The sequence below is a fragment of the Xenorhabdus sp. PB30.3 genome (genome assembly GCF_963895965.1).
GTDB lineage: Bacteria > Pseudomonadota > Gammaproteobacteria > Enterobacterales > Enterobacteriaceae > Xenorhabdus > Xenorhabdus stockiae.
Map to the genome: position 1 here is coordinate 1 of NZ_CAWQMW010000122.1, position 19522 is coordinate 19522.

19 protein-coding genes and 1 pseudogene are annotated in these 19522 nt (G+C 44.3%); 14 read left to right on the top strand and 6 right to left on the bottom strand.

The genetic code is table 11. The features are described from left to right. Positions 1–123 precede the first annotated feature (123 nt). From AACX38_RS09105 to AACX38_RS09165, 13 genes and pseudogenes are all read left to right on the top strand, one after another. Positions 124–2052: a primase-like DNA-binding domain-containing protein gene (locus tag AACX38_RS09105; RefSeq protein ID WP_228862887.1), complete on the top strand. Its 1929-nt coding sequence runs from the start codon at positions 124–126 to the stop codon at positions 2050–2052. Between the two features lie 485 nt (positions 2053–2537). Then, the gene (gene tssD, locus AACX38_RS09110) at positions 2538–3281 is read left to right on the top strand and encodes an Hcp family type VI secretion system effector (RefSeq protein ID WP_228862888.1); all 744 of its coding nucleotides are present in this window, start codon (positions 2538–2540) and stop codon (positions 3279–3281) included. 4 nt (positions 3282–3285) lie between these two features. Next, on the top strand, positions 3286–4494 hold the full coding sequence (locus tag AACX38_RS09115; protein ID WP_228862889.1) for a hypothetical protein: 1209 nt from the start codon (positions 3286–3288) through the stop codon (positions 4492–4494). A gap of 2 nt (positions 4495–4496) precedes the next feature. Next, a complete protein-coding gene (locus AACX38_RS09120; protein WP_228862890.1) occupies positions 4497–4880 on the top strand; it encodes a hypothetical protein in 384 nt (127 codons plus the stop codon). A gap of 166 nt (positions 4881–5046) precedes the next feature. Further along, positions 5047–6192, top strand: coding sequence for a phage major capsid protein (locus AACX38_RS09125; protein WP_228862891.1), 1146 nt, complete (start codon positions 5047–5049; stop codon positions 6190–6192). Positions 6193–6210: 18 nt separating this feature from the next. After that, positions 6211–6759, top strand: coding sequence for an HK97 family phage prohead protease (locus tag AACX38_RS09130; protein WP_228862892.1), 549 nt, complete (start codon positions 6211–6213; stop codon positions 6757–6759). A 2-nt stretch (positions 6760–6761) separates the two neighbouring features. Continuing rightward, complete coding sequence (locus AACX38_RS09135) at positions 6762–7979, top strand: phage portal protein (RefSeq protein WP_228862893.1); 1218 nt, start codon at positions 6762–6764, stop codon at positions 7977–7979. Then, positions 7976–8311 (top strand): phage head closure protein, encoded by a 336-nt coding sequence (locus AACX38_RS09140; RefSeq protein ID WP_099115757.1) that lies wholly within the window; start codon positions 7976–7978, stop codon positions 8309–8311. Before AACX38_RS09135 ends, AACX38_RS09140 begins: the two co-directional genes overlap by 4 nt. After that, the gene (locus AACX38_RS09145; RefSeq protein ID WP_228862894.1) at positions 8308–8610 is read left to right on the top strand and encodes a head-tail connector protein; all 303 of its coding nucleotides are present in this window, start codon (positions 8308–8310) and stop codon (positions 8608–8610) included. The genes AACX38_RS09140 and AACX38_RS09145 overlap by 4 nt, the downstream gene beginning before the upstream one ends. Continuing rightward, positions 8610–9035, top strand: a pseudogene (locus AACX38_RS09150) (HNH endonuclease). Before AACX38_RS09145 ends, AACX38_RS09150 begins: the two are co-directional and overlap by 1 nt. A gap of 119 nt (positions 9036–9154) precedes the next feature. Next, positions 9155–9508 carry a phage terminase small subunit P27 family gene (locus AACX38_RS09155; RefSeq protein WP_228862895.1) on the top strand — a complete coding sequence of 118 codons (354 nt, stop codon included), beginning with the start codon at positions 9155–9157 and terminating at the stop codon, positions 9506–9508. Between the two features lie 26 nt (positions 9509–9534). Next, positions 9535–11166: a terminase large subunit gene (locus AACX38_RS09160; RefSeq protein ID WP_228862951.1), complete on the top strand. Its 1632-nt coding sequence runs from the start codon at positions 9535–9537 to the stop codon at positions 11164–11166. A gap of 200 nt (positions 11167–11366) precedes the next feature. Then, the gene (locus tag AACX38_RS09165) at positions 11367–12392 is read left to right on the top strand and encodes an IS110 family transposase (RefSeq protein WP_228862896.1); all 1026 of its coding nucleotides are present in this window, start codon (positions 11367–11369) and stop codon (positions 12390–12392) included. A gap of 466 nt (positions 12393–12858) precedes the next feature. Here the strand turns inward: AACX38_RS09165 and AACX38_RS09170 are convergent, their stop codons facing one another. Then, positions 12859–14163, bottom strand: a complete 1305-nt coding sequence (locus tag AACX38_RS09170) for an SIR2 family protein (protein WP_228862952.1) — start codon at positions 14161–14163, stop codon at positions 12859–12861. Positions 14164–14609: 446 nt separating this feature from the next. Between AACX38_RS09170 and AACX38_RS09175 the strand changes: the two genes are divergently transcribed. After that, a complete protein-coding gene (locus tag AACX38_RS09175; RefSeq protein WP_038223181.1) occupies positions 14610–14867 on the top strand; it encodes a helix-turn-helix domain-containing protein in 258 nt (85 codons plus the stop codon). A 314-nt stretch (positions 14868–15181) separates the two neighbouring features. Here AACX38_RS09175 and fis read toward each other — a convergent pair whose 3' ends face one another. The 5 genes from fis to AACX38_RS09200 all read right to left on the bottom strand — a co-directional run bounded on the left by fis (position 15182) and on the right by AACX38_RS09200 (position 19378). Then, a complete protein-coding gene (gene fis / locus AACX38_RS09180; protein WP_010847912.1) occupies positions 15182–15478 on the bottom strand; it encodes a DNA-binding transcriptional regulator Fis in 297 nt (98 codons plus the stop codon). A 7-nt stretch (positions 15479–15485) separates the two neighbouring features. Continuing rightward, entirely contained in the window at positions 15486–16469 is a 984-nt protein-coding gene (dusB, locus tag AACX38_RS09185; RefSeq protein WP_099109617.1) for a tRNA dihydrouridine synthase DusB, read from the bottom strand. A 283-nt stretch (positions 16470–16752) separates the two neighbouring features. Continuing rightward, positions 16753–17634, bottom strand: a complete 882-nt coding sequence (gene prmA, locus AACX38_RS09190; RefSeq protein ID WP_228862897.1) for a 50S ribosomal protein L11 methyltransferase — start codon at positions 17632–17634, stop codon at positions 16753–16755. Between the two features lie 66 nt (positions 17635–17700). Further along, a complete protein-coding gene (gene panF / locus AACX38_RS09195; RefSeq protein WP_228862898.1) occupies positions 17701–19146 on the bottom strand; it encodes a sodium/pantothenate symporter in 1446 nt (481 codons plus the stop codon). Then, positions 19136–19378 (bottom strand): YhdT family protein, encoded by a 243-nt coding sequence (locus AACX38_RS09200; RefSeq protein ID WP_228862899.1) that lies wholly within the window; start codon positions 19376–19378, stop codon positions 19136–19138. Before AACX38_RS09200 ends, panF begins: the two co-directional genes overlap by 11 nt. Between the last annotated feature and the right edge of the window lie 144 nt (positions 19379–19522).

Genomic DNA, 19522 nt, shown 5'->3' on the forward strand with positions numbered 1-19522 from the left:
TCTTTATATGCCAATACTCTCTTTCGAAAATCCAGACTGTAGCCCATCTCACTTTATCCTTTGTCATATGAATCCAGCTATTATGTCATATTAATATGATTCTGCTATAGCTCTTTATTGCTGGTGATTCAGACTCTAGACGGCAAAATCACGGGGGCGCAGACAATCAAGCCGAACGGTGAAAAACGCCTTGTCTCAGGGACGCAGAAAAAAGGGAGTTTTATCCCTGTCTCAGCGATTACCGGAACGCCCGATACCTTCATTATTGCCGAGGGTTACACCACGGCGTTAACTGTTAGTCAGTTACATGAGGGCGTGGTATTGGCAGCCATTGATGAAAGCAATTTACCCACTATTGCCGAACAAGTCAGAACACAGTGGCCTAACGCAAAAATCATCCTTGCCGCTGATAACGATTGGCACGAACCGGAAGAACGGGACAAAAACGGCAGGCTAAAAAAGAATGTCGGCAAGATAGCGGCAGAAAAAGCCGCTATAGCGATTAATGGCTGGGTCACGCTACCGCCTACGGCATTAAAATCTGACTGGGACGATTATCGCCAGCATCACGGTATTGAGGCAGCAAAGCAGGCATTCAACAACGGGTTATATCAGGTTGGGGAGAAAAAACTCATGGAAGCAGAAGCGGTAGTTATTCACGAAACTAAGCCCAAAAAGGCCAATAACAATCTGGCTCAAATGGCAGCCAGTCAGCGCGGGGCACTGTTGGTTGAGCGTTACGGTAAAGTGGCGGTTAATCCTGATAGCGAAATGGTTTACCACTATAACGGTACGACATGGGAAACCGTGTCGGATAATGAGCTGCGCCGCGCAATGGTGGCAATTTTTGACCAGCACGAAACCCCTTACAGCCCGAATGGGATCAATAACGCTATCTATGCCATGAAATTACAAGTGCCGGTTATCGGCGAACAACGGCAGGACTTAATCGGGTTCCGTAATGGTGTGTATGATTTATCGACTCAACAGTTTACCCCACACCAGCCGGAACACTGGCTAATGAACCATAACAGCATCGAATTCACTCCGCCTGCTGTCGGTGAAAATTTACCAGACCATGCCCCAGATTTTTATCGCTGGTTATCCCATGCGGCGGGAAGCAATGAAAACAAGATGAATCGTATTAAAGCCGCCCTGTTTATGATTTTGGCAAACCGTTATGACTGGCAGCTATTTATTGAAGTCACAGGCGAAGGGGGCAGCGGTAAAAGCATCTTTACGTATATCGCCACTTTATTAGCGGGCGAACACAATACCGCCAGTGGCAACATGCGAGCGTTGGATGAAGCGCGAGGGCGTTATCAGTTTGTTGGGAAAAGCCTGATTACGCTGCCCGATCAGGTTAAATATGTCGGAGAAGGTGCAGGCATTAAGGCGATTACAGGCGGCGACCTGATTGAAGTTGACGGAAAATACGAGAAGCAGTTTTCAACGATTATTAAAGCTGTAGTATTAGCCACTAATAACGAGCCGATGAGCTTTACAGAACGTAACGGCGGTATTGCACGGCGGCGGGTGATATTCCCGTTTAATATTCCGGTCAAAGAGTCAGAGAAAGATCCACATTTGCCGGAGAAAATCAGTCGGGAATTGCCGGTCATTATCCGCCATTTATTAAACGAATTTGCCGACCAGAACAAAGCTAAAAAGCGACTACAGGCACAACGCGATTCTAACGAGGCGTTAACGGTGAAAAGCAATTCCGATCCGTTGTATCGCTTTTGCGGTTATCTGGTCTCTGTCCATGATGCAACTGGGATGAAGATGGGCACTAAGAATATCAGTCCACGGGCACCGAGAATGTATCTGTATCATGCTTATCTTTCTTTTATGGAAGCGCACGGCTTTGAACGCCCGTTGACACTGACCAAATTTGGCGAATCGTTGCCTAAAATTATGCTGGAATATAAAAAGGAGTATCGGAAAGTGCGAACCAAGAAAGGTTACTCTTATAACGTTGAGTTGTCGGAAGAAGCCGAAGAGTGGTTGCCGTCATTGCCTGAATGCCGGGGCTTTAAATCCCCACTATAAACTTTTTGGGCTTAAGTCTGCATTCCATACATCATTTTAAATATCTATCTGTATTTAAAAGAAAATAATAGATGTATAGTTATTTCTTAGCTATACATCAAATATACATTCTCTTCATGAGGATAAAAAAAGGGTGAACAGAGGGTACAGTGAATGAATATCATATTAATTACTGCAAACCCAGATGTAGCAAGGCTTTGAGAAGAATGTGCAGAGGGTGCATAACTGTGAGGGTGAAAAAGATTTATAGGGGGTATCTCTGGCAGGTAAATAAAAGCCGGATAATAGAGACAGTAAAATAAGGTATCAGCCTGATTTGGTATTACCAAAAATTTAAACGATGTAATATTCTGATTTTATTTAAGAACAGAGATTAATCACAAATTTACTGCTGAATTTTTCTTCATGCTAGAATAGATAAATATTCCTGCTGTATCCTGTTTCATTCATTCGATTTTATCGGAAGTCAGATCACAGGAGACAAGATGTCACACGTTATCTACTTATCACTAAAAGGCAAGAAGCAGGGATTAATTTCAGCGGGCTGTTCAACGCCAGAATCCATCGGAAACCGCTATCAGACAGGCCGAGAAGACGAAATACAGGTACTGAGTGTCAATCATTCAGTAAGCCGCGATCAGAGTGCACATCATCACCCAGTCAGCTTTACCAAACCCATTGATAAATCCTCACCTTTGTTAGCAATGGCAATTGACGGGAACGAATTGCTGGAAGCGCGCTTTATGCACTACCGGACAAGCCCGATGGGACAACTGGAACTCTTTTACGAAATTAAACTGACAGGCGCAACGATTGTCGATCTGGCCTACAATTATCCCCATTCCCTCAATGACAACGGCGCAATCCCCCATGAAGTGGTGATGCTCGATTACAAATCTATCGCGTGTAACCACATTGCTGCGGGGACTTCGGGCTACAGCATTACACAATTAGCCGGACGTGAAGAAGGCAAGCCGCTTTTATCCGGGTTCTCGAATGTGAAGCCACTTAAGAAACCACTGGTTGAAGAAACTCCGGTAAAACCCGCTAAACATCATGCCCGCTATCGTTGTGTGGATGATGACGGCAATCTTTTAACTCAGCGCAAGTATCGGGTTTGCCTGCCGGATGGACAGATAAAGGAAGGCAAGACGGATAAACAAGGTTATACCCAATGGCATCTCACGGATGACAAAAAGAACCTGAGTTTTCATATTTTAAAGGATTAATATCATGCCGACTTATACCGTTTACACCAAAATAGAATCAAATGTGCCTGCCGAAAACCTACTGTATGATTTAATCATTTATCGTAAGGACGCAAAAGGAAACCATCATATATTGCTTGATATTTTTCAGGCACAATTACAGAGCAATTATGAAACTCAACAGCATGTCACTGAAGAAACAGACGATGATCTTTCCGTGACGTATATTATGCAAATCATGCTTTACCGCAAACATGGTTCAAATACAATTCAGGCATTGCAAGCCCCGTTTAAGAAAATGTATACACTGGGTGAGTTTGTAGTAGGTAAAGCCTGTTCGGATAAAAAACGAGAAAATGCCTGTTACTTTGAAAGCACGATTGAAACAAAACCTGTCAGCGAAGGTGATAATACCGTTGAATTAAAACTTACTGTTCCTGAAAGAGTATTTATTGCGGAAGAATATCCAATTGGTCATCCTGATGATCCATTTGAGAAGAATAAAGTCGAATCACAAATTCAGGATAGGTTATCGAAAAGAACTTACCCGGATCAAAATGGGGCAAGTTTATGTGGACCTGCGGCATTTTTTTATTGTTTACAAATGGACAGACCAGATATCTATGAGCAAGCTGCTCGTGAGTTATGGGAACATGGCAGAACTAAAATTGGTCAATTAGAGATTAAGCCGGGTGATGGTTGTCGCCATCCTAAAGGAGCTTTTTATAATCAGTATGGTGAAAGAATCTCAGGATTAGATTGGCTGACATTAGCCAGTTTAAGAGATTCAGAAAATACGATTATGAACTACGATGAAATTTCAGATCAAGTGGCTGGTATTACCATGTGGGAAAAATTAACAGAGTGGTTTGAAAAAGCTGGATATGAAAAGGTTTTTGACAACATAAGTGTATTCTCACATAGTAATGTGAACGATATAATAAATTTAAATCAATATATAAAAAAAGGATATCGAGTTGTAAGTTTAATATCAGCCGGAATGCTAGATAGTATCACTGGTGACACTTCAATGAAAAATCATTGGGTTGTATGGGAAGGCGAAGTTAGTTCAAAAGGGATACCAATAAACTCAAATGATATAAATAATGACAATATGGTTAATTTAAATATGTTTTCTTGGGGTAAAATCTATCAACAAGTTAAAGGGGGTAATAATTTGAATTATTTCCTTAAACATACATTCGGAGGGTTGGTTTTCAAACCAATAAAATAAGCATGAGTAGATTTATTTTAATTATATCTTTTTTGTTTATTTCCGCTTGTTCAAAGCAAGCTGTTCATATCTATCCTGATGGAAATTATCTAACAGATGCTAAGATTGGTACACCATATAATGAATTAATAAGAATACCTGGTGTTATAGATAAGAGTTTTGGCGCAGAAATAACACCTGAAAACTCGGGTTTAACATGGAGTCCTAGTGATTATACTGTCCCTGTAAAACCAGTAACAGCAAAGGATTACAGCCGTATAAAAATACAAGGCACTCCTACACATGCTGGAGAAATACGAATAAAGATAGCAGGAGCAATTTACGGGACAATGCTAAATGGAGCAAATGATTTTGAAAAGATATACATTATAAAAGTGAGTAAATAGGTATTAATGAAAAATGGCGAGTGAAATCGCCATTTAAAATTATTTTTTTGTAAATATTTTGTCTTCATGTTTTCTCTTGTTTAGACTCTAAATTTTAGAGGCTTTTTAATTATTTTTAACGGTGTTAAATAGTGTTTTAAAGAAAATAACTATTCCATAAAACACCATGAAAAAACTACTCGAATTACGCCAACAAAAAACCGATTTAACCCAGCAAATGCGCTCGCTGCTGACCAAAGCCGAAAACGAAAAACGTTCACTAGCCACTGATGAAGCCAAACAGTTCGACGAGCTGCGCAGCCAGTCTGATTCTTTGAATACCGAAATTGCCCGTTATGAGGTTTTATCTGATGAAGAACGCAATCAGGCAAAGAATCAGCCAACCAGTGAAACACTCAACAATGACGAGCTGCGCCACTATATCCTGACTGGTGAAGCCCGTTCCCTGCCTACAAGCGTTCCCGCAGACGGCGGCTATACTGTTATCCCTGAGCTGAATAAGCAGATCATGCAGCAACTGGCTGATGAATCGGTCATGCGCCTGATTTGTACGATTAAGACCACACGCAGCAACAAGTATAAACAGCTTGTTTCGGTCGGTGGTGCAGCCGTAGCCCACACGGAAGAAGGCAAGGCACGTAGTGAGACTGCTACACCGAAGATGGAAGAAGTCAGCATCAAGCTGTTTCCTATTTATGCCTATCCTAAGACTACCCAAGAAATCATCGATTTTAGCGATGTCGATATTTTAGGCTGGTTAACCTCAGAAATTGCTGACACCTTCGTTGATACCGAAGAAACCGATCTCGTGAGCGGTGACGGCAGCAAAAAAGCAAAAGGCTTCCTGTCTTATCCCCGTGATACCCAAACTGACAAGGTACGTGCATTCGGTACGCTGCAAAAGCTGGAAGTTGCCAACCTTGAAGCCGATAGCTTGATTGACCTGAAATTCTTACTCAAAAACAAATACCGCAAGAACGCCGTGTGGGTGATGAATTCGACAACAGCAGCCAAAGTGCAGAAGCTGAAAAACGGCAACGGAGATTATATCTGGCGCGAACGTCTGCAAGCGGGTGATCCTGATATGTTGCTGGGCTTGCCTGTCCATTATCTCGAATTTATGCCCGATAACATCATTGCGCTGGGTGACTTCAAGCGCGGTTACTTCATTGTTGACCATCAAAAGGGTATTCGTACTCGTCCCGACAATATCACCGAGCCGGGATTTTATAAGGTTCACACCGATAAGTATTTAGGCGGCGGGCTGGTGGACTCCAACGCAATCAAGGTGCTGGAAATCAAAGCCTCTTGATAATCTTGGAGTTTCTCGATGAAGAATGATTTTGAAATCCGTACCGCTTCATTATTTGCCAATGATAAGAAACTGACAGGCTATGTGATTAAGTGGAACAGCCGATCACATATCTTGTGGGATGAGTTTGTCGAGCAGTTCGCCCCAAATGCCTTTAGCGCCAGCTTAACAGCGGGGGCAGATATCAGGGCACTGTATGAACATGACCACATGAATCTGTTAGGCCGTACCACATCCGGCACATTGCAATTGAGTGCGAATGCCACCGGATTACGTTTTGAGTTAACCCCGCCAAATACGCAATTAGGCCGCGATGTGCTGGCACTGGTTGAGCGTGGTGATATTCAAGGAATGAGCTTCGGATTCAGGGCACTGAAAGACCAATGGGACACGGAGCAAACGCCATACATTCGAACAGTATTAGAAGCTGAATTGCGGGAAATCACAATCACCAGCTTGCCTGCTTATCCTGATAGTGGCGTAGAAATTGCCAGACGTTCACTGAATGCGGTTAAGCTCAGTAATGCGGATTTGCGCCATTACTGGCTGCAACTGTCCGAGGTGTGATTATGTGGCCTTTTAAGCTAAAAGCTCCTGAAACTCGCAGTATGACCATTGATGAATTGTTTTCTCTGGCAGGCATACCTAATACTAAATCAGGCGAGCATGTTTCCCCCTCAACCGCCGAAGGTCTGCCTGCTGTGATGAATGCTATTACTGTCATTAGTGAAGCGGTAGCAACAATGCCCTGTTATCTGTATCGAGTGAAAAATAGTCACGGCACAGAGTCCCGTGAGTGGTTAAGTGATCATCCTGTTGATTATTTGCTTAATGAATACCCGAACGACTGCCAGACCCCGTTTCAGTTTAAGCGAACCCTGATGCGTCATTGCCTGTTAAATGGCAATGCATATGCGGTCATCGTCTGGGGAAAAGACGGACAGCCACAATCATTACATCCTTACCCACCGTCAGCGGTTGTCCCACAGCGATTATCCGATCACCGATTTGCCTACACCATCACCGAACCTTATAGCGGCAAGGTCAAAACCTATCTGCAAGAAGAAGTATTGCATTTGCGTTATGCCACCGAAGATGGCTTTCTTGGTCGCTCACCAGTCACGATTTGCCGTGAAACGCTGGGTTTGGGGCTAGCACAACAGCGCCACGGGGCAAGCATTATGAAAGAGGGCATGATGGCGGCTGGCGTGATTAAAGCCGCTGACTGGCTGGATGGCATCAAGGGTAATAAGGCACTGGAAGCCCTCGAACGTTATAAAGGCGCTCGCAATGCAGGGAAAACGCCGATTCTTGAGGGCGGGATGGAATATCAGCAATTAGGGATGAGCAATCAGGATGCGGAGTGGCTGGCCTCCCGCCGCTTCACGATTGATGATATCGCCCGTATGTTCAACGTTAGTCCTATCTTTCTGCAAGAATATTCGAACAGTACCTACAGTAACTTTAGCGAGGCATCCCGTGCTTTTCTGACTATCACTATGCGCCCGTGGTTAGCCAATTTCGAGCAGCAAATCAAATCCGCCTTATTGATGAACTCACCAAAACGAGGCATTCGTTACCAAGTGGAATTCGACACCGCCGATTTACTGCGCGCCAATCCGAAAGAACGCTTCCAGAGTTATGAGACGGCGATTAAATCCGGTGTGATGTGCCCGAATGAAGCCCGTGAACGGGAAGGATTATCGCCTCGTGCCGGTGGCGATGAATTCAGTCAGGCATGGAAGCAAACCGTGGAAATCAAACAAGACAAGGAGAGTAACGAATGAGAGCTGGCAGATTACGGCATCGGGTGACAATTCGAAAAAATGAAGCCAGTCGGGGTAAATTTGGTGAAGTACTCAACAACTGGGTAGATTTAGCCACGGTCTGGGCAGAAGTCAAAGCGATTAGCGGGCGGGAACTGGTGGCATCCGGCGCCGTGTTCTCAGAAGCCACCGTGCGTATCTGGCTGCGTTATCGTGCTGATGTGACCACAGCGAACAGCATTACCTTTCACGGAGCGAACACGACGGGCACAGCTTTTAGCATTATGGCGGTTATTCCCGATGCGAAATACACCCGTCTAGAGTTACTTTGCAAGGGAGGGATATTCCGATGAGCCGGATTGGAATTCCCCTGCATGAAATTAAACAGCATTGCCGACTGGAAGAAGATCACACCCTTGATGATGCCCTATTAACGGGTTATGTCGCCGCAGCGCTGGAAGTCTGCCAGCAACATATTGGTAAGCGGTTTGGTGATGATCTGGCTTTTACCCCGGCGATTAAAGTCGGTTGCCTGCTCTATATCGGCTTGCTGTATGAGAATCGGGAAATGGCAACTGATGTTGAGCTGAAAGAAGTGCCTTTTACCATCAAATCACTGTGGTCTGTCTATCGTGATGTGGGGATCTACTGATGCCGTGGCAACCATTAAGGCGTTGTAGTTATCCGAGTTGTACGTAACGGGTAACGTCCGGTCGCTGTGAAGAACATCGGCGGGAACAGAACAGGCAGCGCGGTACACGTACCGAACGTGGCTATAGTAACCGATGGGGTAAGTACAGACTGATGTATCTCAGGGCGAATCCCTTATGTGTCCATTGTCTCAAACAAAACAGTTACACACCTGCCACCATTGTGGATCACATTATCCCAATTAATAGTGATAGTGATGTGTTGTTCTGGCCTGCATCTAATCATCAAGCACTATGTCATGCCTGCCATAACCGTAAGACCGTCCAGATAGACCCCATCACTAAAGCTAAGCGCAAACAGGGAAGCTATCAGGAACAGGAAGCAGAAGCGACACGGTTGGTTAACTTCGGAATAATAACAAACTGAAATAACGGGGTAGGGGTATCAAAAATGACAAACTCCCCTCTGAGCAGAACCGCTCCCTCCTTCAATTTTTACGCGCGGCAATTTTTTTGAAAATAAAATCACAAGGAACAGCGAACATTATGGCAAGAGCACCCAAACCACCTACTTATTTAAATGAGATTGCCGCCAGTCAATGGAAAGCCAAAGGTAAAATCTTAAACGAGCGGGAAGACCTGAACGCCGCCGATTGGAACAATTTAGAACTCTACTGCGTCAACTACGCCATTTACCGAAAAGCGGTGGCAGACCTTGATATCCGAGGCTTTAGCATCGTGAATAGTCAGGGCAGCGAAAGCCGCAATCCGTCACTAAGTGCAAAGGCTGATGCTGAAAAAATCATGATAAAAATGTCTTCATTACTGGGTTTTGATCCGGTATCACGGCGTAAAAATCCGGTAGAAACGGAAGAAGAGGACGAGCTAGACCGACTATGAACGCATAGGAGCAGTACGCTTTTGATATCGAAAACGGCACAATTCCGGCTTGTAAACGGGTAAAACAGGCGGTGAAACGCTACTTTAACGACCTGAATAACCCGCTTTATCTGTTTGATTCGGAGGTGGTGACGCGATTTATTGCCTTTTCCCGCTACTGTCCGCACGTCAAAGGCCACTTGCGCGGTAAACCGATTATGCTGGAGCCGTGGCAGCAATTCGCCTTTGCCAACCTGTTCGGCTTCAAAGTGAAGGCAACCGGACGGCGAAAATATCGCAGTGCGTATATTCAAGTACCGCGCAAAAATGCCAAATCTACCGTTGCCGCAATACTGGCGAACTGGTTTCTGGTGATGGAGCAAGGCCAGCAGGATATCTACACCGCCGCCGTGAGTCGCGATCAGGCACGTATTGTGTTTGATGATGCCCGCCAGATGTGTCTGTTATCAAAATCGCTCAAGAAACGGGTAGCGATTCAACAACACAAAGTCACTTATGCCAAAAGCAACAGCCTGTTAAAACCGCTGGCAGCCAAAGCTGCTACCATCGAAGGTACTAACCCCAGTCTGGCGATTGTCGATGAATATCATTTGCACCCTGATAACGCCGTCTACTCTGCCCTTGAATTAGGCATGGGCGCACGTCCTGAAGGTATCCTGTTTGCCATCACCACGGCGGGCAGTAATGTAATCTCAGCCTGTAAACAGCACTATGATTATTGCTGCCAGATATTGGATGGCGAAGAACAGAACGCATCGCTGTTTGCCCTGATTTACGAGCTGGACGACGAGAACGAAATTGATAATGAAACGCTCTGGATAAAGGCAAATCCCAATCTGAATATCTCCGTGGACAGTGGCGCTTTGCATGACACTATCCAGAAAGCCCGGGGCATTCCCTCACAATGGACAGAGATGCTAACCAAACGCTTTAATATCTGGTGTCAGGGCGAAACACCGTGGATGGGGAACGGGGCATGGAAAGCCTGCCAGTCAGACTATGACGAAAACGATCTGAAAGGCTTGGAGTGCTACGCCGGATTAGATTTATCCTCAACAGGTGATATCACCAGTATTTGCTACATGTTCCCCGTGGATAACGAACTGTTATTACTGACCCGACATTACCTGCCCGAAGCCCAGCTACAGAACCCTGCCAATAAGAACCGGGCTGTTTATCGGCAATGGGTACAGTCAGGCTGGATACGTACCACTGTAGGCGATTGCATTGATTATGATCGTATCCGTGATGATATTCTCAAAGACAGCCAGCACTTTGATATCAAGCTGGTGGGCTTTGATACATGGAACGCCACGCACCTACGAACGCAATTACAGGGGGCAGGGCTGGATGTTGAACCCTTCCCGCAAACCTATATGCGCTTTAGCCCCGTGGCGAAATCGGCAGAGGTGTTTGTTAACCGCAAAATCATTCGTCACAACGGCGATCCGGTACTGGCATGGGCAATGTCTAATGTGGTGATGGAAACGGATGCTAACGCCAATATCAAACCGAACAAGAAGAAATCAGCGAATAAGATAGACCCTTCGATTGCGTTCCTGATGAGTTTTGGAACATGGCAAGTAGAACATGAAGATTTTGCGTTTACGCTCAGTGAGGAGCAGCAACAGAGGCTGGTTAACTTTGATGGAATATAGATAACTAATTGATTTTTTAATTATTGTGATTGAAATCGAATTCTCAGAAGGTTAGATATTACACTTTTTTAGATTGGTCGCTATTTTATCTGGCGATGTTCTTTAGCAAAGTGCGACTCAACCTGATGAGATGGACGTCCCGTATGGCGTCAATTGTACCAAAATGAAATAAGCATATTCATTTTATGGGAGCGTCCATCATGTATCATAAAATTCTCGGTATTGATCTCGCTAAATCTGTTTTTCAGCTTTGTTTGCTTAACGATAATCACATTATATTTAATAAAAAAATGACCCGAAGTCGATTACTGGATGCTGTTAGACAAATGGAATCCGGGACTTTGATTGCTATGGAGGCTTGTAGTACCGCCCACTATTGGGCACGAACGATTGAAAATCTAGGTTTTAAAGTTTGCCTTATTCCCCCTCAGCATGTGAAAGCTTTCGTTAAACACCATAAAAATGATGCTAATGATGCGTTGGCAATCTGTGAAGCTGCGAATCGGCCGGGTATGCATTTTGTTCCGGTCAAAAATCTGTATCAACAAGACCTCTGTGTTCTCCATAATGTCCGGCAGTCATTAGTTCAAAAACGTGTTGCTCTCTCTAATCAAATCAGAGGACTGGCAGCAGAATATGGCATTATTTTTCCGCAACGCTCTGCGGCTCTTAGAGAGTCACTGTACGAGGCACTTGAAGATGCCGATAATGGATTAACGATGATTGCACGCAGGGTTCTGAAACAACTCTATGAAGAATGGCTGAAGCTGATCCAGCAGACAGAGGAAATAGAAGAAACCCTCAAGTCGCTATCATCGCAAACGGCTCAGTGGCAGCAGCTCCAATCTATTCCCGGTATTGGCCCCCTGATTGCCTCCGCAATGGTCGCGTATATTGGTGATGGAAAACAATTTAATAACGGCAGGCAAATGGCCGCTTGGTTAGGACTCGTTCCTCGACAGGCCAGCAGTGGTGGGAAAACACAATTAGGCAAAATCACTAAAAATGGTAATCGGTACCTACGCGGGATTTTAATTCATGGCGCCAGAGCCGCTATACAACGTAGAGCGTTACGGCATGATGCACTCGGTGATTGGATGCAGTCTTTGGTTAACCGACGGGGCTTTAATAAGGCGTGTGTCGCTTATGCCAATAAATGTGCCAGGATATGCTGGTCAATTATGGTTAATAAAGATGCGTTCCAGATGAGCAAAACCTTTGCTTAAATAAACCGGTTTCATTTTCAATAGAGTTGACTACAGTTGATGAGCTAAACGGTTATCCGGCCTTGCAAAAACCTGAGACTGTCGAGGATTTTTAATCCGTTGATCTGATGAGGAGGCAAGGTTCGGACTTCACCATGGCGCAGCAAATTTAAATGATTGCCAGACGCCGGATATATGACCGTGAACCGAAATTAGCAATACACTGAGTCACTAAAAAAGTTGAATATTATGGGACGTCCATATATGACAGTCAGCTATGAACGAAAGCGGACGTTATCGCCGATTAAAAAATGAGTGGCACAATGTCAAAACCTCAGCATTGCTGAGGTAATTACTACACACAATTAACCCGAACAGTAGTATCTTAATTTTTAAATTTTCAAGTCAGTCATATAACGTTTGATAATTTTTCTAAATCACGATGCAGTACCCATTACCTGAATGTGGACACTAATGAAATATAACATTACGAATCAATGTCGTTTACAATGGTTAATGCATCGGACCATGTGGTATTTGCTTCGATGTGTTTCTTAATTAGTATACGATTTGAGGCAATTATTGATGACCAGCGATTTTTCCAAGATCTATATGCATGCCAAGAATAGCCAATGTAATACTCTTTTTTCATAGTAGTCATCGAACGCAGAACCGCATCAAGATACTTTTTTTCTATTGATGTTCTACTAACCTCAAAAATAGCTCCGAGATAAACAAGCCATCTAGCTAGATGCTCATATTGTTCCCAGGCATTATGCTCATTCGTTAACATCGTCTTTGACTCAATAACATTACCGATCATTTTCACTACTCTATGGTCATTCCAGCTCAAACCTTCGGCGGAAATTGAAGAAATTATTTGATAGAAGGAATCCTCTAATTTTAAATATTCTTCCTTGAACGAATATTTTTCATATACTACTTTTCGAATTGATTCCAAAGATCTTTCAGCAATCTTTTCTGCTTCCGGAATTTTTTCATTAAGGATCTTGAAAAATTCCTCAATATTAAGAGAGTCTAAAACTCTTATTCCATAACAATAAAAATAGTAGTCTTTTATGCTTTGGTCGATTGAGGATCTCGAAACCAGAAATATATTAGACCCTACCACATGGCTTTTTGAGAATCCTTTGTAGTCACTAATAATTGCTTTTAGATTTGTGTCTCCAAGAGAATATCCTAGGATTACTATAGTATTTTCATGTAGAACGGTACTTAATTTACGAGAAAAATATGAATCGCTATTTATAAACCGAAAATAATCTTCTGATGTAATAACCATATTCATTGGTGAATCCACAGAACCATGCACATGGTAAATTTTTACATTCGCAGAAGATTTTGGAATAGGCAATCCAGGTGTAATTGATTGAAAGCTATTACTAGTCGTTAATTTTTCAGCAAGTTTATCGTAGTTTGTTGTTACAATCCGAAAAGAACGTTTAGAAAAAAATTTCTCGACTTCCTCATTATCATCACCAAGCTTAATTTCAGAAATAATTTTTGCAGTTTCTTCATGAATACTTTTATCTCGAGCCGCAAGCTTTATAGAAATTATTTGTGCTGCTTCCTCTAGGCTCAGAAGTTGCGGTTTATCTTTCGGGAAAAGTGACTCTTTTAATTTTTCTGCATCATTAGGTAAAGAGTCACACAGTTTTTCAAGAAGACCTTGCCAAGTAGGTGCATCACCATCAGAAATCGCTTTTGAAAAACCGGTTCCAGTAAATAAGCAAAGCCTATTTGTGGCTGCTGCATATGCAATTTCAAACATTTCACTCACTTCACTCTCCTTTTAAATTATTTTTGTGAATACCAAAATACTGCTGACACACCGTCATTTCAATATTTAACCGTCTGCTCTTGGCGCTAAGCCTGACTGTTACATTTGCTTGAATCCAGAGTAGTAAGGATGTCAGTTAGCATGGGCTATTTAATAGCATATAACGCAAAAAGTTAAGCGTTTATACTGGTTCGCTTATTGAGTCCGATAAACCAATCAGTTAAAGTAGCCCCGCCATTGGCAAAATCCAATGGTCAAGGTTTTGCAGCCTTGAATGTATCCCACTGGTAGGAAATTTCTACCAGTGTGTCTGCTATCGCCTTTTCAATGGTGGTTCAGGCAGGGGAGGTTTCGGCCTCACCGGTTGGATACATCCGGTCTGCAAACCCTGTCTGAATCGCCACCATCAATGTTAATTAATGGAAGGGGTAGCAGGAATGAATAATGTTAAAAATGATTGGCATCAAGCCGATATTATTGCTGCACTGCGTAAACGTGGTACTACCTTAGCGGCTGTTTCCCGTGAAGCCGGACTCAGTTCATCTACACTGGCAAATACTCTCAGCAGACCGTGGCCGAAAGGTGAATGGATCATTGCTAACTATCTCGAAATACACCCATCTGAAATCTGGCCGAGTCGCTATTTTGATTCGTATGGTGAATTGATTGAACGCAAGGTTCGGGATAAATCATAAAAATAATTAGTTCCATTTGAAAATCATCGGGAAGATATCCGTAACGGGGTATCTTCTCACTGGTAGAAACATCTGTAACTTTCATCTCAATGTTTCCAGACGAAATACATCGTAACTTTTCACAAGGTTGGAACGTTTGGTGTACTGACCTCTATAACACATCTAATTCTTATTTTTCTTTGGTACTCATGTTGTTCTGTGAGTTTTTGTGCTGAGGATTTTTCGGTGGGGTAATCGGTGGGGTAATTCTAAGTAAAAAGGCACTTTCTACATAGTAAAAAGTGCCGATTTAACAACATGTTACTAGACTAGGATTAGTTCATGCCGTATTTTTTCAGTTTCTTACGCAGAGTACCGCGGTTGATTCCCATCATCAGCGCTGCGCGGGTTTGGTTACCACGGGTGTATTGCATCACCATGTCCAACAGTGGTTGCTCTACTTCAGCCAGTACCAGCTCATACAGGTCATTGACGTCTTGACCATTCAGTTGAGCAAAATAGTTCTTCAGTGCTTGTTTAACTGAGTCACGCAGAGGTTTTTGAGTTACCTGATCTTGTGAATTTACAGTAGCAACGGTTAGTACGTCAGAATTTACGCGTTGTTCGAACATAGTTCTGTCAGCTCTTTTCTTTATTTACGCAAAAATTTTCGAAGTATGCTTCCAACACCTCCAGCTGTTCGCTGGCATCCTCAATGGCGTTGAATGAGCGCCGAAACTGGTCATCAGGAGCATGTTCCTTGAGATACCAAGATACATGCTTACGTGCAATACGAACTCCTTTGCCTTGACCGTAAAAGTCGTGCAGTTCTCGTACATGCTCGTTCATTAAACGCTGTACCTCGCCAAGGGGCATCGGTGACAGCAGTTCTCCTGTTTCCAGATAATGCTGGATTTCCCGAAAGATCCAGGGTCTTCCCTGAGCAGCGCGGCCTATCATCAGGGCATCAGCCCCGGTGTATTCAAGCACTGCTCTGGCTTTTAGCGGGTCAGTAATGTCGCCATTAGCAATAATTGGAATGGCAACAGTCTGCTTAACTGTCCGAATGTTGTCATACTCGGCTTCACCATTAAACAGACAAGAACGAGTCCTGCCATGAATGGTAAGCGCCTGAATACCACAACGTTCAGCCAATTGGGCAATTTCTACACAGTTACGTTCTTCCGGTGACCATCCTGTACGGATCTTCAATGTAACAGGTACATCAACCGCATTGACTACCGCAGAAAGGATTTTTTGAACCAGTTCTGGATAACGCAGTAATGCTGAGCCTGCCAATTTACGATTAACCTTTTTGGCTGGGCACCCCATATTGATATCGATGATCTGAGCACCATTGTCGACGTTGATTTTCGCCGCCGCTGCCATTTCATCGGGATCACTACCGGCAATCTGTACAGAACGCACTCCGGGTTCGTCGCGATGAACCATACGTAGCCGGGATTTATCTGTCTTCCAGACCTGAGGATTGGAAGAAAGCATCTCTGAGACTGTCATACCTGCACCCATGGTGTAGCATAGTGATCGAAACGGGCGATCCGTTATGCCAGCCATAGGGGCTGCAATAAGACAGTTTTTCAACTGGTATTGTCCGATACGCATAGGCGAAGAAAGAGTGGCCAACTGTGACTAAGGGCGCGTATATTACGCATTTTTCACAAGATATGAAAGGCCAAACTTTGAGCGAAACGGTATTTTAACGGAATTTTTCCAGTTGATTTTTTCAAACTTTTCTATTTATCCTTTAATAACATTAAGTTACGTATTTTTGACGAAATTTATTGTTACCTATATTTCTCATGACAAATAGTATGTATTACCACCAATTTGTCCCCCAGAGGATCATTTTAGTGGATAATCCTGTTTTTCAATAGTAGTTTGTTGATTATTTTTTAACCCCGGTAATGCGGCACCATTCTTCTTGTTCGGCGATTGGATCGATAATGAATTCATTGCTATAGGCTTCGGCGACACCTTCAGCCTGACTTGCCAGTACACCGGACAAGCCTAATAATCCACCAGATTTTGGTAATGAACCGATAACAGGAGCCAGTTCACGCAGTGGGCCAGCCAGAATGTTGGCGATAGCAACATCACATTCTAAATTGTCAGGTTGATCTTTAGACAAATAGAGTGTCAGTAGCTCAGAAACGCCATTACGCTCTGCATTATCCCGGCTTGCCTGAATGGCCTGAGGATCGATATCAATACCGATAGCATGTTTGGCGCCTAGTTTCAGGGCTGCGATAGCCAGAATGCCGGATCCACAGCCGAAGTCGATGACGGTTTTACCTTGCAGGTCAAGGCCATCCAGCCATTGCAGGCAAAGAGAAGTGGTTGGGTGTGTTCCGGTTCCGAAGGCCAGCCCCGGATCCAGCATAACGTTAACAGCATCCGGTTCAGGCACTTCCCGCCAGCTTGGGCAGATCCACAGGCGGTTACCAAAACGCATTGGGTGGAAGTTGTCCATCCACTCGCGCTCCCAGTCTTTATCTTCCAGCTGTTCAATTTTGTGGAGAAAACCTTTACCCAGCTGGGGAACCTGCTCCAGTTGGCTAACAACAGCTTTCATATCTGTTTCGGCATCATACAAACCAATGACATCGGTATCTCCCCATAAGCGGGTTTCTCCCGGCAGAGGTTCAAAAATTGGCGTATCGTGGCTGTCCTGAAAGGTAACGGACACTGCGCCGCTTTCCATTAGTTCATCACCGAGTGATTCAGCTTGTTGTCCCGTGGTGTTTAATCTCAGTTGTATCCAAGGCATAAAAATTCTCTTTTAAACGCAATATGTATGAAAAATGATTAAAAATCAGGCTAAAAAATATCGCCGTTACTGTGATGCGGCGGTTTGTTGTATCTGTTTACTCCCAAACAGATTTCCTATTCCGAATGCCAGTAAGCTCAGCAGCAATGATGGCACAATGGGATGGAATCCAAGGAGGTTAATGCTAAAGCTGGCTAATAGGGTATAACTTATTGCACCTGTCAGCATTGAGGCTAGCGCGCCATGTGCATTGGCTTTCTCCCAGTACAGGCCCAATACCAGTGGCCAGAGGAACACCGCCTGTAATCCGCCGAAGGCCAGCAGGTTCAGCCAGATCAGCATTTCAGGTGGTTGCCATGCCGCCAGTAGCAGCAGTATTCCCAGAAACAGGGTAGAAAAACTGGAGATACGGGCGAGTTTTTTCTCCTGTTTGATCTGCTGCGGGAACAAATTCAAATAGAGATCTTTAACGATAGTGGCTGAAGATTGCAGCAGTTGGGCGTTAATTGTTGACATAATGGCTGCCATCGGCGCGGCCAGAAAGATCCCGGCAGCGATAGGCGGCAGGACGGTGATCATCAGGGTTGGGATCACTTGATCGGGAATTGTCAGATCAGGGATGATCGCACGGCCCAGTGCTCCGGCAAGGTGCATCCCAAACATCAGGATAGCCATGACGATAGTGCCGATGATAATACCACGATGGACAGCTTTACTATCGCGGTAAGAAATACAACGCACAGCGGTATGTGGTAGCCCGATAACGCCAAAGCAGACCAGTACCCAGAAGGAGGCCATAAAAGGGCCGCTAAGAATATTGTCAGCACCGTAAGGAGAGACAAGGTTAGGATCGATAGTACGCAGTGTCGAAACCGCTTCTGATAGCCCGCCCGCTTTATAGATCGTGCCAACAAGCAGCAGTATCGTTCCTAGAAGCATGACCAGCCCTTGTAGGGCGTCATTAAGTACACTGGCTCTGAAGCCACCAAATGCTGTGTAGAGAGCGATGGAGAGACCAAAAATCAGCAGACCGGTACCGTAAGGAATACCGGCTGCGGCTTCCAGCAGGCGGGCACCACCAATGAACTGCACCGTCATGGCACCGACAAAGGCGACCAACAGGCTCACGCTGGCAAACCAGACCAGAATACGGCTCTGATAGCGCGCATATAGCATGTCATTGAGTGTTACGGCATTATAACGGCGGGCGAGAATCGCAAATTTCTTCCCCAGTACGCCAAGGGAGAGCCAGATTGCCGGCAGTTGGATCAGGGATAACAGCACCCAGCCGATACCATATTTGTAGGCTGCACCGGGGCCACCAATGAACGAGCTGGCACTGATGTATGTTGCTGTAATGGTCATCGCCAGTACAAAACCACCCATTGAGCGGCTGCCAAGAAAATATTCATTCAGGAATTCACCCGTCTGGCGGCGGCGATAGGCATAGAATGAGAGCAGAAAAACCAGTGCCAGATATCCTACCAGAGGCAGAATAACTTCATTTTGCATCTTCATCCTCCAGAGGAACTTCTTTGAAGATAAATGTCACCATCATCCAGCACAGGATGATGAAAAGTGCAGGTAATGCTAAACAAGCCAGTTCGAACCAATGTGGCAATCCGGTTAATCCGGTCGTATCACTGGGTAGATAGGCGCTCAGTAGCCAACCCACAAGATAAGCTAACGTCAGAAATACGGCCCAACGCGCTTCTTTATGAGATTGAACAAATCTTTTGTCCATTGATTCTCCGGGAAAGCAGAAAAATAAAGGAAGGAATTGTACGGTAACAGCCGGATTTATTCAGAAGAAAATGTGCGACAAAAACCATGCCATAAAAAATCCCATCTTGAAAAGATGGGATTTTATGCAGAATGGCGATGTTAG